This window comes from Steroidobacter sp. (assembly GCF_016790065.1).
Lineage (GTDB): Bacteria > Pseudomonadota > Gammaproteobacteria > Steroidobacterales > Steroidobacteraceae > Steroidobacter.
In genome coordinates this window covers 1-14,653 of the sequence record NZ_JAEUPY010000375.1, presented here as the reverse complement: position 1 = coordinate 14,653, position 14,653 = coordinate 1, and the positions used below count along the sequence as shown (strand labels likewise).

15 protein-coding genes and 1 other RNA gene are annotated in these 14,653 nt (G+C 61.5%); 8 read left to right on the top strand and 8 right to left on the bottom strand.

Annotation, left to right across the window (positions count from 1 at the left end):
* Positions 1 to 35: 35 nt before the first annotated feature.
* On the top strand, positions 36 to 1,262 hold the full coding sequence (ispG, locus tag JNL55_RS15425) for a flavodoxin-dependent (E)-4-hydroxy-3-methylbut-2-enyl-diphosphate synthase (protein WP_293855103.1): 1,227 nt from the start codon (positions 36 to 38) through the stop codon (positions 1,260 to 1,262).
* Complete coding sequence (locus JNL55_RS15420) at positions 1,259 to 1,597, top strand: 4a-hydroxytetrahydrobiopterin dehydratase (protein ID WP_293855100.1); 339 nt, start codon at positions 1,259 to 1,261, stop codon at positions 1,595 to 1,597. The genes ispG and JNL55_RS15420 overlap by 4 nt, the downstream gene beginning before the upstream one ends.
* On the opposite strand, the gene JNL55_RS15415 is transcribed toward JNL55_RS15420, so the two are convergent.
* From JNL55_RS15415 to JNL55_RS15385, 7 genes are read right to left on the bottom strand one after another with little or no spacing between them, the layout of a single operon-like run.
* Entirely contained in the window at positions 1,598 to 2,584 is a 987-nt protein-coding gene (locus JNL55_RS15415; RefSeq protein WP_293855095.1) for an alpha-L-glutamate ligase-like protein, read from the bottom strand. It abuts the gene before it with no gap.
* Positions 2,584 to 4,116, bottom strand: coding sequence for an inactive transglutaminase family protein (locus JNL55_RS15410; protein ID WP_293855092.1), 1,533 nt, complete (start codon positions 4,114 to 4,116; stop codon positions 2,584 to 2,586). The genes JNL55_RS15415 and JNL55_RS15410 overlap by 1 nt, the downstream gene beginning before the upstream one ends.
* Entirely contained in the window at positions 4,113 to 5,774 is a 1,662-nt protein-coding gene (locus JNL55_RS15405) for an acyl-CoA dehydrogenase family protein (RefSeq protein WP_293855088.1), read from the bottom strand. Before JNL55_RS15405 ends, JNL55_RS15410 begins: the two co-directional genes overlap by 4 nt.
* A gap of 33 nt (positions 5,775 to 5,807) precedes the next feature.
* Positions 5,808 to 7,058 carry a UbiH/UbiF/VisC/COQ6 family ubiquinone biosynthesis hydroxylase gene (locus JNL55_RS15400; RefSeq protein WP_293855085.1) on the bottom strand — a complete coding sequence of 417 codons (1,251 nt, stop codon included), beginning with the start codon at positions 7,056 to 7,058 and terminating at the stop codon, positions 5,808 to 5,810.
* Positions 7,055 to 8,335 (bottom strand): 2-octaprenyl-6-methoxyphenyl hydroxylase, encoded by a 1,281-nt coding sequence (gene ubiH / locus JNL55_RS15395; protein ID WP_293855082.1) that lies wholly within the window; start codon positions 8,333 to 8,335, stop codon positions 7,055 to 7,057. Before ubiH ends, JNL55_RS15400 begins: the two co-directional genes overlap by 4 nt.
* Positions 8,332 to 9,636: a Xaa-Pro aminopeptidase gene (gene pepP / locus JNL55_RS15390; RefSeq protein ID WP_293855079.1), complete on the bottom strand. Its 1,305-nt coding sequence runs from the start codon at positions 9,634 to 9,636 to the stop codon at positions 8,332 to 8,334. The genes ubiH and pepP overlap by 4 nt, the downstream gene beginning before the upstream one ends.
* Before the next feature lie 57 nt (positions 9,637 to 9,693).
* The gene (locus JNL55_RS15385; RefSeq protein ID WP_293855076.1) at positions 9,694 to 10,317 is read right to left on the bottom strand and encodes a UPF0149 family protein; all 624 of its coding nucleotides are present in this window, start codon (positions 10,315 to 10,317) and stop codon (positions 9,694 to 9,696) included.
* Positions 10,318 to 10,445: 128 nt separating this feature from the next.
* On the opposite strand from JNL55_RS15385, the gene JNL55_RS15380 reads away from it, so the two are divergent.
* The 6 genes from JNL55_RS15380 to rpiA all read left to right on the top strand — a co-directional run bounded on the left by JNL55_RS15380 (position 10,446) and on the right by rpiA (position 13,450).
* Positions 10,446 to 10,691, top strand: coding sequence for a TIGR02449 family protein (locus JNL55_RS15380; protein ID WP_293855073.1), 246 nt, complete (start codon positions 10,446 to 10,448; stop codon positions 10,689 to 10,691).
* Entirely contained in the window at positions 10,688 to 10,999 is a 312-nt protein-coding gene (locus JNL55_RS15375) for a cell division protein ZapA (protein WP_116812049.1), read from the top strand. Before JNL55_RS15380 ends, JNL55_RS15375 begins: the two co-directional genes overlap by 4 nt.
* 156 nt (positions 11,000 to 11,155) lie before the next feature.
* A non-coding RNA gene (gene ssrS / locus JNL55_RS15370) (6S RNA) lies at positions 11,156 to 11,342 on the top strand.
* Between the two features lie 19 nt (positions 11,343 to 11,361).
* Positions 11,362 to 11,961 carry a 5-formyltetrahydrofolate cyclo-ligase gene (locus tag JNL55_RS15365; RefSeq protein ID WP_322111034.1) on the top strand — a complete coding sequence of 200 codons (600 nt, stop codon included), beginning with the start codon at positions 11,362 to 11,364 and terminating at the stop codon, positions 11,959 to 11,961.
* Between the two features lie 18 nt (positions 11,962 to 11,979).
* Positions 11,980 to 12,441: an EVE domain-containing protein gene (locus JNL55_RS15360; protein WP_293855066.1), complete on the top strand. Its 462-nt coding sequence runs from the start codon at positions 11,980 to 11,982 to the stop codon at positions 12,439 to 12,441.
* Positions 12,442 to 12,796: 355 nt separating this feature from the next.
* Positions 12,797 to 13,450: a ribose-5-phosphate isomerase RpiA gene (gene rpiA / locus JNL55_RS15355; protein WP_293855063.1), complete on the top strand. Its 654-nt coding sequence runs from the start codon at positions 12,797 to 12,799 to the stop codon at positions 13,448 to 13,450.
* Here rpiA and JNL55_RS15350 read toward each other — a convergent pair.
* Positions 13,437 to 14,486, bottom strand: a complete 1,050-nt coding sequence (locus JNL55_RS15350) for a quinone-dependent dihydroorotate dehydrogenase (RefSeq protein WP_293855060.1) — start codon at positions 14,484 to 14,486, stop codon at positions 13,437 to 13,439. The two genes, rpiA and JNL55_RS15350, sit on opposite strands and share 14 nt — an antisense overlap.
* Positions 14,487 to 14,653: the final 167 nt, after the last annotated feature.

The following is a 14,653-nucleotide window of genomic DNA, read 5'->3' as shown; positions in this document are numbered from 1 at the left end:
GTGAGGCTTGCGCAAAGCGTTACAATGCCTCCGTTATGCGCCCCATCCGACGTACCTCCATCCCTGTCCGCATCGGTTCCGTCACTGTCGGCGGCCCCGCGCCGGTCGTCGTGCAATCGATGACCAACACCGACACCGCCGATATCGAGTCCACCTTCGCCCAAGTCAAAGCTTTGGCACGGGCTGGCTCCGAATTGGTGCGCGTTACTGTTAACACCGACGAAGCTGCCGCGGCCGTGCCTCACATCCGCGACCGGCTCGCGAAGGTGGGCGTTCATGTGCCCATCGTCGGCGACTTTCATTTCAACGGGCACAAGCTGCTCAAGGCGCACCCAGCCTGCGCCGAGGCTTTGGCCAAGTACCGGATCAATCCTGGCAACGTCGGTCGCGGCAGCAAGCGCGATCCGCAGTTCGCGGAAATGATCGAAGTCGCCATTCACAACCGCAAACCGGTGCGTATCGGCGTGAACTGGGGCAGCCTGGATCAGGACCTGCTGACCCGCCTGATGGACGAGAACTCCAAGTCCGCCGCCCCGATGGATGCTCGCGATGTGACGCGGGAAGCATTGGTGGTGTCGGCATTGGAATCCGCCAAGCGCGCCGAAGAGCTCGGCCTGGGCTCGGATCAGATCGTGATTTCCTGCAAGGTCAGCGGCGTGCAGGATTTGATCTCTGTGTATCGTAATTTGGCCAAGCGCTGCGACTACGCGCTACACCTCGGCCTGACCGAGGCCGGCATGGGTTCCAAAGGCATCGTCGCCTCCACCGCCGGCATGGCGGTGCTGCTCCAGGAAGGCATCGGCGACACCATTCGGGTTTCGTTGACGCCCGAGCCCAACGGCGACCGCACTCAGGAAGTGATCGTCGCCCAGGAAATCCTGCAGACCATGGGCTTGCGCGCGTTCATGCCGATGGTGGTAGCCTGCCCCGGCTGTGGTCGCACCACGTCGACGTATTTCCAGGAACTGGCACAGAAGATTCAGTCTCACATCCGGCATCAAATGCCGGAGTGGCGCAAACATTATGTCGGCGTCGAGGACATGACCGTGGCCGTCATGGGCTGCGTGGTCAACGGCCCCGGCGAAAGCAAACACGCCAACATCGGCATCAGCTTGCCCGGCACCGGCGAACGGCCGGTGGCGCCGGTCTATGTCGACGGCGAGAAAGGCCCGACGTTGAAGGGCGATCACATCGCCGAAGAGTTCCAGTCCTTGGTCGAGGACTACATCGCCAAGACTTACGCCAAGCGGGAGTCGGCATGACGTCGCTGCTCGAGCAACGCTGCAAACCCTGTGAAGGCGGCATCGCGCCGTTGTCGCTGGCGGAAGCACAGACGTTGCTGACCCAGCTCAACGATGTTTGGAAATTGGCGGCGGATGGCAAGAGCATCCGGGCCGAGTGGAAGTTTCGTAACTTCTATCACGCGATGAGCTTCGTGAACGCGGTCGCGCACCTCGCCAATGCCGAGGATCATCATCCCGATCTGGAAGTCGGCTACGGCTATTGCCGGATGACCTATAACACTCACGCCATCGGCGGACTGTCCCACAACGACTTCATCTGCGCCGCCAAGGTCGACGCGTTACCGCGCACCTAGTTACGCAACGCTGGCGACTGCTTCGATGGGCAGCACCGGCCCGACCGGATGCCGAAACTCCTGTTGAGCGAAAGCAATGCGCTCGGCGGCAGGGGCGTCAAAGTTGGCGCGCTCATCGCACATCTTCAAACGACGCAGCAAGCCCTGCCGATTGGCGATCTGAATCGCCAACCCTGGCCGTGCGTTCAGCTCCAGCACCAGCGGCCCCAGATCGCGATCGAGCACGATGTCGACGCCGATGTAGCCCATGCCGGTCAGCTCATAGCAGCGCGCTGAGATATCCAGAATCGTGTCCCAGTCCGGCACCTTCAAACCGGCAATGGCATGAGTGGTATCGGGATGGTGAGTGACCACCTGCGTGCCGACCACGCCATCCAAAGTCACGCCGCTGGCGAGATCGATGCCCGCGCCCACCGCGCCTTGGTGCAGGTTCGCTTTGCCATGCGATGCTCGCGTCGGCAACCGCACCATGGACATGATGGGATAGCCCCGATACACGATCACCCGAATATCCGGCACGCCCAAAAAACTGATCCGTTCGAACAACGGCGAGAAGTGCACCATGTATTCGACGATGACCACGTCCTGCACGCCGCCCAGACTGAACTGACCGTTGATGGCATTGGACAAGTGATGATTCAGGAAATCGTCGTCCAGCAACGTGCCGCTGATGGTCCGATAGCGCGAGGCGCTGCGACCGTTGATGACCACGATGCCGTCGCCGGCACTGCCATGCGCCGGCTTCAACGCGAACTCGGGATGATCGCGCACGATCTCCGGCAGCCGCCGGATGTCATGTTGAGTTTCGATCACGCCATACAGCTGCGGAACCGCGATCCCAGCCGCTAGCGCCAGCCGCTTGGTCTTGAGCTTGTCATCGACCAGCGGATACAGCCGCCGCGGATTGAACCGCAGAATGTAATCGCCATTGCGCTTGTTGAGTCCGAGCACTCCTTCGTCGCTCAGTCCTCGATAGCGCCCGAACATTACGGCGCGCTCCGCGTCGGCAGCAGCGCCTTGAAGCGACGCAATTCGAGCAAGCGATAACCGGTGTAACGACCCGCCAACAGCGACACGGCGATCACCAGCAACAACAGCTCGGGGAACACGAAAATCAAATGTTCCAGCCAGGGAATGCCCATGATCACGTAGGCCACTGCCGCCACCAGCAAGCTACCGATGCCTTCCTGTAACGCTTCGGAGGCACCGCGCTCCTCCCACACGATGGACATGCGCTCGATGGTCATCGACAGAATGACCATGGGGAACAGCGCGATGGACAGGCCGGGCTGCAGCTCCAGTTTCTGACTGAGCACGCTGATGCCGGCCATCAACAACACCACCACGGTGAGCACGGTGGTCAAACGCGGCACCAGCAACAAGCGCAGCTTTTCCAGATAGAACCGGATCAACAAGCCCAACGACACGATGATCGCGAACAACACCAGGCCCCATAGCAGCCGCGTCTCGCGGAACGCCAGTGCGACCAGCACCGGCATGAAGGTGCCGAAGGTTTTCACGCCGACGAAGTTACGCAACAACATGATCACCAGCGCGCCGATGGGAATCATCATCAGCACCGCGTACACCGCCTGGGTGGCGATCGGCAGCGCGAACAAAGAGAAGTCCATGGCGTGCGAACCGGTCAGCTCGGCGCGACGCTCGGCGACCACCAGCGAGTCGAGCAGGTTTTGCTGAACTGCCAAGCTCACATCCAGATTGCCGCCGCCTTCCAGACTGGCGATGGGATCGTCGCCGCGCCACCAGATCAGGAACTCCGGCGGTAAGCCCTGCTCCAGGGTCTTGGGATTGAAGTACAGCCATTGCACGCCGTCGTGTACCTCCAGCAACTGCTGGGATTGCACCGGCCCCGGCACATTGCGTAGCTGCACGCCGTGCGCGATGCGCGCTGGAATCTGAGCGCCGGCTAGAAAGATGGTCGCCAGCTTGGCTTCGTCCGACGGCGCGCTGCCCCGGCTCTTGAACATGCTCACATACGGATCACGCTCGGCGTGGTTGATGTGACGAAGCAGTTCGGTGGTGAAGCTGGCCACGTCGGCCGACTGACGCCGCACTTCGGCGATCAACCCTTCCATGGCGATACGCGACGGCTCGTCGAGCACCGGCTGTTCCGGAAACGGCGGCGTGGTGTCTTCGGCGATGCGGGTTGGGTCGCGATACACCTGAGCGCGGTAGTACAGCGTCTGCGGTCCGCTCGCCTGGCGCAACGTCCACTGCGACTCACGACCCGCTGGCGCAATCCGCGTCGCATGACCGAAACCGCGCGAAATGAAATTCTCGTCCAGGATGGAAAAGCCCGGCGTGAGATTGGGAATGCGTAGCGTCGCCTTGACCGACGCCGGCCCCGGATCGAAGCGCACCGCCGCCTCCACCGTCCAGACGCGTGTCGTCTCCTGCGCCTGCAACGGAAAGCCCAGCACTTGCGACTTGTACGCGAACAGCGCCAAGCCGATCAGCGCCAGCACCGCTGACAGCACATAGATGTGACGATTGTTCATTCGATCAGGCGGGCGGAATCTTCGCTGTTGATAGCCACGAGCAAATCCAAGGGCGCGGCGGCGAACCGGCAGGCGGCGGCAAGGTCGCTAGCCGCTGCAGTGACGCCGGCATGCTCGACCAGCAATGCCAGTTGCAACGCGCGTCCCAACGTCATCGCCACTCTACGTGCCTGAGCCTGCAGCCGTCGCGGGTCGTCATTCTGACTCAGCCACTGCATCGTATGCTCGACTGCCGCGGTCGCCTGCCGGCCGGCAGCCGCCAGACGAGCGTCCCCTCCCGGTAAATCCTGAGCTTGCTCGATGCGCCGTCGCAAGGCCGGCAAGCCGACACTGAGCTCTCCGCGCAGCACGGCGTCCAATGCCAATACATTCGTGGTTCCTTCCCAAATCGGCAACACCTGCGTGTCACGTAACAAGGCCGGCAGACCGGTATCTTCTACATAACCGGCACCGCCGAACGCTTCAATGCATTCGCTCACAACGGCGACAGCTTGTTTGGCAGTCAGCAACTTGGCAATGGGCGTCATGGTCCGCAGCAGTGCCTTTTGGGAGTCGTCGAGTTCGCCCGCCTCCTGCCGCCCCATCAATTCCACCAGCTCGAACGCCAGCAAGAATGCGCCCCGCGTTTCCGCTTCCAACCCGGCGAGCGTATCGACGTGCAACGGCAGCTCTTCCAATCGGGCACCGAAAGCGCGCCGCTGACTTGCATACGAACGCGCCAAAGTCAGCGCCCGGCGCATGAAGCTTACCGAAGTCACGCTGTTCCAGGCGCGAGTTACGGTGAGCATCGGTTCGATGTTCCGTGTGCCGTGCCGGGTATCGCCGACCAATTCGGCACGCGCGCCGTCCAATGTCAGCTCGGCGGTCGGCACTTTGCGAGTGCCGAGTTTGTCCTTGAGCCGCTCGACCCGAATGCCGTTCAAGCTGCCGTCGTCGTTGTGGGTCTCGACGTAGAACATCGCGAGTCCGCTGCCGCCCGGCCCGTTACCTTCCGGCCGCGCCAAAGTCAGCGCCATCTGCGAGCTGATGGCGGAGGTGAACCACTTCTTGCCAAACAGTCGGTAACAGCCAGACTCATCGAGAACCGCCCGAGTCAGCGACGCGCCCACGTCCGAACCGCCGGTCGACTCAGTCATCCACTGTCCGCTGGTCCACGCCTGCGCCGGATCGCGACTGGTCAACCGTCCAACCGCGCGCTCCGTCAGCGCCGAGTTGCCGGAAACACTCAACGTGCGGGCCGCGCCGTCGGTCATCGCCAATGGGCAGGTGTAGACATCCGAGGACGGATGAAACAGATAAACCGCAGCGAACTGATGAATGCGTGAATAGCGACCGTGACGCCGCTCGTACGGGATGGCGATCAGACCATGGCTGGCCGCAATCTCTGCCGCCCGCTGCCACAAGGCAGTGACCTCGATACGGTCGACGCGATTGCCCCACGCATCCCATTGGGTGAGCTTGGGTTCGTTGAGCCGGTCGGCGAGCTGCAAGCGATACAACTCACCGCCAGCCAATTCGCCCAACGCCGATAACGACGGTTCGATCTCGGCCAGCATCTCGGCCGGCAGGCGGCGCTGCAAATAACTACGCAAAAAGGCGTCGTCGCCATACTGGTTGCCCAGCACCGGCGGGGATTGGATGAAGAGCGTGCTTTGCATCCTCGGCCTCCCCTTGCGATTGCGTCCCTTAGTTTAGCGGTGCGTGCGAACCAAGGCCGGCGCCGCGCCTCGAATACCCAATGCGCGCCCCATCAAGAAGCGCTTGGCGAGCATACTGCCATCGAGCACGCTCAAGCCGGCACGCCGCGCCCAACCGAGCGTGTCGGCGCGACTACCGAACAACTTGTTCAAGCCGTCGACCAATCCCAACGCCACCGCGTTCTCGCTCTTACGCCAACGCTCGTAGCGACGCAGGACACGGCGTTCGCCAAGTGATGTCGGCGACAGACCGCTATCCAACTCTTCGGCCAACACTTCGATCAATGCCGCGGCGTCCAGGAAACCCAGATTCACCCCCTGCCCGGCCAACGGATGAATGGCATGAGCCGCGTCACCGACCAACACGAAACGTTCGCGACAGTATTCATTCGCGTGGGTCAGCCGAAGCGGGAACTCTCCGCGCGGACCCGCCAGCTCCACCGCTCCCAACGTGCCGTCGAGCGCTAGCGCCAACTCTTTGGCGACTTGCTCGGGAGCGTCGGCGACCAGACGTTCCGCATGTTCCGGCGTCGTGGTCCAGACAATGGAGCTGCGTCCGTCGGCCAGCGGCAGGAACGCAATCGGTCCGTCAGGAAGGAATCGCTGCCACGCCGTCCGCTGATGCGGATGTTCGGTACCAACGTGGGTAACGAATGCACGCTGGTTGTAGTCCCAGCCTTTTGTCTGAATGCCGGCGAGCTTGCGACTCAACGAACCGGCGCCGTCAGAGCCGACGATGAGCGCAGCTTCGATACGACGACCGTCGCTCAGCACAGCGACGGCTCGATCGTCTTCGAATTCCAATCCGGTCAGCTCACCGCGTAACAACGTCACCCGCTGACGAAACGCCGGGCTGTCATAGATCGACCACAGCACGCGGCGGTTCTCGACGATGTAACCCAGGTTGGGTTCGCCCGACTCGCCGGCCGAAAAGTGAATGGAAGCGGCGCCTCGCGCTTTGCCGGCAGCATCCCAGACGATCATCTCGTCGTAGGCACTGACATGCTGACGTGGCAGCAGCTGCCATGCGCCGACTTCGCTCAACACCCGCTCGGACGCGCGCGAGATAGCCGATACACGCAAGTCGATGTCGTCGGTTGCATCGGGCGGCGGGAATGTCGGCGGCTGCGCTTCCAGCACGGCGATGCGCAGATCGGCGAAGTGACGATTAGACGCAGCCAGCGCAGCGACGCACGCGCCGACCATGCCGCCACCGATCACCAGAATATGAAAGCCGGTTTTCATTTCTGAACCAGGTCAGCCCCGCGAGCGAGGCGTGGCACGCGACCGGCAGCGCCCAACGACAACTGCGACAACGCATCCTTGGCCGCCGGCATCAAATCCAACGCCAGCATGCCGGCGTTACGCAGCAGCTTGATCGGTCCGAGCGGCTGCGAGAACAACCTCACCAAGCCGTCGGTGAAGCGCACGATGTTGCCTCGATCGGCCGAGCGCCACTCACGATAGCGCTGCAGCCACATGCCGTCGCCTGCATCGAAGGCTGCACCCACCTGCGCCTGACCATCCGCAAGCACCTCAGCGAGGCTCACAGCGTCGCGTAAGCCAAGATTGAATCCCTGGCCGGCGATCGGATGCAACGTCTGCGCAGCGTTACCGACGATGGCCAAGCGTTCGGCCACGTATTCATCGGAACGCGTCAACGCGAGCGGGTACAGCTGTCGACGACCGATGCGTGTGAACCGACCGAGACGAAAGCCGAAGGTGTCCTGGAGTCGTGCCAGAAATTCGGCGTCATTCAATTCCGCCATTTCTTTGGCGGTGTCCGGTGCAAAGGTCCATACCAATCCCAAGCGGCCTTCGGTGATCGGCAATAACGCCAACGGACCGGCGGCAGTGAAGCGTTCGTAAGCGACGTGATCATGAAACTGTTGCGACAGGACGTTGCTGACCAGCGCGACCTGCTCGTAATCCCAAGTGCTCGCGCCGATGCCGGCCGATTGCCGCAAGGTGGAACGAGCACCGTCCGCTGCCACCGCCAACTTCGCCTGCACGATGCGAGTACTGCCATCGTCGAGGACACACTCGATCCGCTGCGCGTGCCGATCCAATTGCATCGATTGCACTTTGGCGGGTGCGAGCACGGTGATCGCAGGCTCAGCGCTCAAACGTCGCCACAGCGCGGCACCCATCACGCGATTGACGACCACGAAGCCCAGCTCGTTCAGGCCCTGCTCCTTGGCATCGATGCGGGTGAAGCCGAAGCGACCTTGATCGGACACATGGATGCGACGAATGGCCGTGGCCTCGCGCTCCAGCAGCGGCCACACGCCCAGCCCTTCGAAAATGCGTCGGCTGCCGTTAGATAACGCCGTGCTACGGTCGTCGAAGCTGGGTTGCTCGGCGGCACCGAACGGCGCCGCTTCGATCAGCGCGACTCGCAATTGCAGTTTCGCCAAAGCCAACGCCAGGCTGGCGCCGACCAGACCGCCGCCGGCGATGGCGACGTCGACGTTCAGAGCAACCCCGTTCAAAGCAGCCGTGGGCGCAGCGGAGTCACTCATGCATTCATCAGCTTTTCGATGCCGTCGGCATCTTTGACCAAGGCCGCGGTCAGCACTTCGTTACCGTCTTTGGTGACCACCACGTCGTCCTCGATACGCACGCCGATGTTCCACCAACGCTTGGGCACGCCCTTGGTGCCGGCGGGAATATAGATGCCGGGTTCGACCGTCATGGCCATGCCGGGTTCGAGCACGCGCCATTGATCGCCGATCTTGTAGTCGCCGACATCGTGCACGTCCATGCCCAGCCAATGACCGGTCCGATGCATGTAAAACTTCCGGTAGGCGCCGTCTTTGATCAGGTTGGGCACCTTGCCCTTCAATAGCCCGAGCTTCACCAGGCCCTGGGTGATGGCTTTCACCGCCGCTTCGTGCGGCTCGTTCCAATGATTGCCCGGCTTGGTCTTTTCGATGGCGGCGTGCTGCGCGTCCAATACGACTTCGTACACGGCCCGCTGCTCGGGCGTGAAGCGACCGCCAACCGGAAAGGTGCGTGTGATGTCGGACGCGTACAGCTGGTATTCGCAGCCGGCGTCGATCAACAGCAGGTCACCGTCCTGCAGCTCTTCGGAGTTTTCGTGGTAATGCAGGATGCAGGAGTTGGCACCGCTACCGACGATGGGATGGTAGGAGATGTCGGCGTCGTTCATCCGGAACTCGTGCAACAGCTCGGCCATGACCTGGTATTCCTTGCGACCCGGCTCGGCGAACTTCATGGCGCGCTTGTGAGCTGACACCGCGATACGGGCCGACTCACGCATGGCCTCCAGTTCCGGTCGCGACTTGAACAGACGCATGTCGTGGAGCAGATGATCGAGCGCCACGAACTCCTGCGGAGGCAGCACACCGGTGCGCGCCTGGGTCTTGAGCGTATTGACCCAACCGATTACGCGCTGATCGAACTCCTGATGCAGGCCCATGGTGTAGTAGACCCGCGAGCAGTGTTCCATCAGCCCTGGAAGGATGTCGTCGATGTCGTTGATGGGAAACGCATCGTCAGCGCCATAGTCGCGCACGGCGCCTTCCGGTCCAGAGCGTTTGCCATCCCAAGTTTCGCGCGTCGGATCGCGTTCGCGCGTGAACAGCACGTACTCGGCATGGGCGCGGCCGGGAATCAACACCGCCACCGCTTCCGGCTCGGCGAAGCCGGTGAGATAGAAGAAATCGCTATCGGGCCGGTAGTGATAGCTCACGTCGCTATTACGCGTCTTTTCCGGAACGGCGGGCAGGATGGCGATGGCACCGCGGCCCATCATTTTCATGAGCTGCCGGCGCCGGCGTGCGAATTCGTCTTTGCGCATGAGCGAGTGTGAAAAGCGAACAACTAACGAGCGATGCAGGGGATCAATGCAGGCCGATCAATGCAGGGTCGAGGCGTCCGGATCCTGATCGGCATCCGCATCGTCGACGGCGCCCTCGGCGTCCTCGTCGGCATCGATGCGGTTGGCGGCAGCGGCCGGCAGCAGTTCATCGTGAATCAGCTGCACGCCGACGCGGACGTATTCGACGACTTCGGCATAAGCTTCTTCTTCGCTTTCGTTACCGTCGCCGTCGAGCTCGACACTGGCGCGGCCGATGTGCGTGAGATCGTTGAGGATTTCATTCACGTTGCCGGGCAGCTCGTCCTGTTTGACCGGTTCGCCGGTGGCGAAGCCATATAGAAAGCCCTGGCACCATTGCGACAGACCGCCGGCGCGGCTCGCGAGCGGAATGTCGTCATCCGGCAGCAGTGCTTCGAATTCCATGTTTTCGCCACGTAACGCATTGAGCGTATCGGCGTACAACAAGCGCAAGGCCTGCTGACTGTCGTCGTCGTTGCGACGATCTTCCTCGGGAATGATTTCCTCGAGCCAGCGTTCCATCGGATAGTGCGGCGAGGTGCACAGTGCGCCGACCAGACAACCGTGGGCTTCCGCCGCCGATACCGACGAACCCAGTCCTTCCAGGACCCGCACCACTTCGGCGAATGTGACTTGCAGCATCGTCAGTATCTTAGCACTGCGCCCGGCTGGCTTCATTTGGGCGTTGTTTGGAGTGCATGCCGGCGGCATTTGACACTTACGGGCGGGGTGGTTTGACCGAGGTGGGGGGTGGCCGCATAATCGCTCGCATGAACCCTGCCGCCACCCCAGGCACCACGCGCGCCGCCGTCGATCAGGAGCTGAAGCAGCTCGAACGACGCGTTGATGAGTTGGTCGCGCTGGCGGCCCAGCTGCAGGAAGAAAATCGCGCCTTACGGCAGCGACAGGACTCGATGATGACCGAGCGCGCCACTCTTCTGCAGAAGAACGAGCAGGTGCGCGCCCGAGTCGAAGCGATGATCGGCCGCCTGAAGGCGATGGAGCACAACGCATGAGCGACCGTTTGGTGCGCGTCAGTGTGCGAATCCTGGAAAAGGAGTACCAGGTCGCCTGTTTGCCCGAAGAGCGCTCCGAGCTGCTGGATTCGGCGGAATTTCTCAACGGCAAGATGCGCGACATCCGCGACGCCGGCAACATCGTCGGTCTGGACCGGATCGCGGTGATGGCGGCGCTCAACCTGGCTCACGAACTGCTCAAGCGCAATCGTAACGAGGCCATCGAGAGCGAAGTCAGCGAGCGTGTGCGCCAGATGCGCGAGCGTGTCGAATCGGCGTTGAGCCGAGGACAGCAACTGCCGCTGTAGGGTATCGGCCGAAGATCGGGTTTGGCTTTGACCGGCTTGAAACCGGACACGTTGCCCAGATCTTGGCCCGCACCGGCGAGTACAATGACTCCGACGGTGAACTTGGGACTGCGCATGCGCGTTAGGTACGCAGACTCAGAATCGATTTTGTTATGGCGCTGCCTGCGGTGTTCGACGTGTGTCGGGTTACCTCTCGACCCTAACGTTAATACCCCCGGGATTCGGTTACGTAGCAGCGGTGTGCAAGTCCGTCTCGAACGGAAAGCCTTAGCTGATACAGCTGCGTCCCACCTATTGCTCCGTGTCGAGAGCAATGGCTCATGACGGCACAGGCGGGTAGCGCCTCCTCTTCTTCCACGTCGCTGCTGGATCGCCAGCAGCTGCGTCGACAGATGCGTCAACGTCGACGCGCCTTGTCACCCCTCGAGCGTGCCGAAGCGCATCGCGAGTTCGCACGCATCCTCAGCAATAAGTCGCTGCTTCAACCGGGCCGGCGGGTCGCGCTGTACTTCGCCTACGGTCACGAGGCGGACTTGCGACACGTGATCGATCTCGCTCGCCGCCGTCGCTGCCTGCTGTACTTACCGGTCATCACCCACTTTCGTCACAGTCGCATGCGCTTCGTGCGTTACGCAGCCGATAGCGTGATGCGCGTAAACCGATACGGCATCGCCGAACCCGATCCGCGCCATGCCGAACTGATTTCGGTACGGCGTCTCGACCTGGTGTTGTTGCCGCTGGTCGCATTCGATGCGCGCGGTTGGCGCTTGGGCAGCGGCGCCGGTTACTACGATCGCAGCCTGCATCATCTGCGCGAAGGCCGCCGTTGGCGCCGTCCCAAGCTGCTCGGGGTCGGTTACGAATGCCAACGCACCACTCAACTACAACCGGATCGCTGGGACGTGCCGCTGGACGGGATCCTGACTGAACGCGGTCTGCACTACTTCAAGCATTCTGATTAGCACCTCGATGGAGTCGTCATGAACTACTGGTTGATGAAGTCCGAGCCGTCCGTGTTCGGCATCGACAATCTGGCACGCGCCAAGAACAGCACCACCGGCTGGGACGGCGTGCGCAATTTCCAGGCGCGCAACTACATGCGCGAGATGCGCAAAGGCGATCTGGTGTTCTTCTATCACTCCAGCTGCGAAGTGCCTGGAATTGCAGGCGTTGCCACCGTACAACGCGAGGCATATCCGGATCCCACGCAGTTCGACAGCAAGCACGATCACTACGATGCCGCCAGCAAAGCGGACGAGCCGCGCTGGTCCATGGTCGATGTGAAGCTGGTCCGGAAGTTCGACGAGGTACTCTCGCTCGATGAGCTGCGTAAGCATGCCGCCGGTAAGCTCAAGGACATGGTGGTACTCAAACGCGGCAATCGACTGTCGATCACACCGGTGACCAAGAGCGAGTGGCACTTCATCGAAGCGCTCGTCTGAGTCGCTCGCACACTCGCGATGAGGGTCATGATGAGGGTCATGTCGAGGTCGAGATGAGGGTTGCGATGAGAACGGGCACAACAAAATTGCACGCGCCTCTTGCTTGCCATTTTTAATTTATGTATATACTGCGCCCGGACTAACTCGACATGGAGATCTAGTATCATGGCAACGAAAGCAAAGAAGTCTGCGAAGAAGAAGGCTGGCAAGAAAAAGGCCGCCAAGAAGAAGTAAGTTCTTCTGAGTAGACGATGATGAAGACTGTGCCCGCGAAAGCGGGCACAGTCGTTTCCGGACCCTCAAAAATACTAAGAATATAGGCCTTTCCGTCCACCGACTCACTGCGCCCTCACCCATGAACGCCGATCAACTGAAGCAGCAAGCCGCCCTCGCCGCCCTCACCCATGTCGAAGAGGACGCCATCCTCGGCATCGGCACCGGGTCCACCGTCGATCTTTTCATCGACGCATTGGCTGCGCAAAAGCTGCGCATTCGAGGCGCAGTCTCCAGTTCCGAGCGCTCGACGACACGCTTACGCCGTCATGGCATCGACGTTCTCGACCTCAACACCACCGGCGAGTTGGACCTGTACATCGACGGCGCCGACGAGTCGGATGCTCACCGACGCCTGATCAAGGGTGGCGGGGGTGCATTGACCCGCGAAAAGATCGTTGCCGCCGCATCGCGGCGCTTCATCTGCATCGCCGACGAATCCAAACTGGTGAACGTGCTCGGCAAGTTCCCCTTGCCGGTGGAAGTGATTCCGATGGCGCGCTCGTATGTCGCCCGGCATTTGGTTGCTTTGGGGGGACAACCGGTCTATCGCGAAGGCTTCGTCACCGACAACGGCAATCAAATCCTCGACGTGCATGGCTTGGCCATCGTCGATCCGGTCGCGATGGAGAGCGAGCTCAATCAGCTCGCCGGCGTGGTCACTGTCGGTTTGTTCGCGCGCCGCCCGGCGGATGTGTTGATCCTGGGCTCACCGACTGGCGTCAAGACTTTGTAAATGCGCCGTTCTTGAAGGCGCGGACCGCGGCCAAGATCTCTGTGACCAACTTCGGACCGCGATAGATCAGGCCGGTGTAGATCTGAATCAGGTCTGCACCTGCCTGCAAGGCAGCAACTGCCGCTGCACCTGAATCGATACCGCCCACTGCGATCAGCGGCACATCGCTTCCCAACTCCTGCCGCAACGTCGGAATCGCCTGCAGTGCCAGAGCACGCATCGGCGCACCGCTCAACCCTCCTTGCTGCTCACTGTTCGGCACACCCTTCACCACGTCGCGAGTGATGGTGGTGTTGGTCGCAATCACGCCGTCGATCCGCAACTCGCGAACCAACCGAGCGATGGCAACCAGATCCTCGCTCGCCAAATCGGGCGACACCTTCACCACTATCGGCAGCGACTTGCCGGAGCTTGAGCTGAGTTGCACTCGAGCTTCGAGCAGCGCATCGAGAATGGGACGCAACTGATCGACCTGCTGCAGTTGGCGCAGGTTCGCCGTGTTCGGCGACGACACATTCACCGCTACATAGTCGGCGTGAGGCGCGACGACACGAAAACATTCGACGTAATTTCGCGCGGCATCTTCCAAAGGAGTCGCTGCGTTCTTGCCGATGTTGATACCGCAGGGTCCTCGGAACTTTCTTTGCGCCAGACGAGGTGCGATCGCATCGGCACCTTCGTTGGGAAAGCCCATGCGATTGATGAGCGCGTTCGCTTCGGGCAGTCGGAACAAGCGAGGCTTGGCGTTACCGGTTTGTGGCTGTGCCGTCACCGTGCCTGCTTCGATAAAACCAAAACCCAATGCTCCGAGTGCGTCGATGTGACGTGCGTTTTTGTCCAGGCCTGCGGCCAGACCGACTCTGTTTGGAAAACGCAGGCCCATCAGCGTTACGCCTTCCTCTTGCTTCGACTCATGCGTACCGAGCATGCCCAGCGAGTGAGCGGTCTCGAGCATGGAGAAGGTCACTTCATGAGCACGCTCGCCTTCCATGGAGAAGAGCAGCGGACGAATGAGTGGGTAGAGGGAGTTGATCATGTTGTTGTGGGGATGTTCGTGCCTGGTGATGACGGGATTATCGCAGCCTTTGCCGATGCTCGGAGATCGGAGCGTCGGTGGCCAGCATTGCCGGTTGCTAAGAGCTCGGAGCGTCGGTGGCCAGCATTGCCGGTTGCTAAGAGCTCGGAGCGTCGGTGGCCGGCATC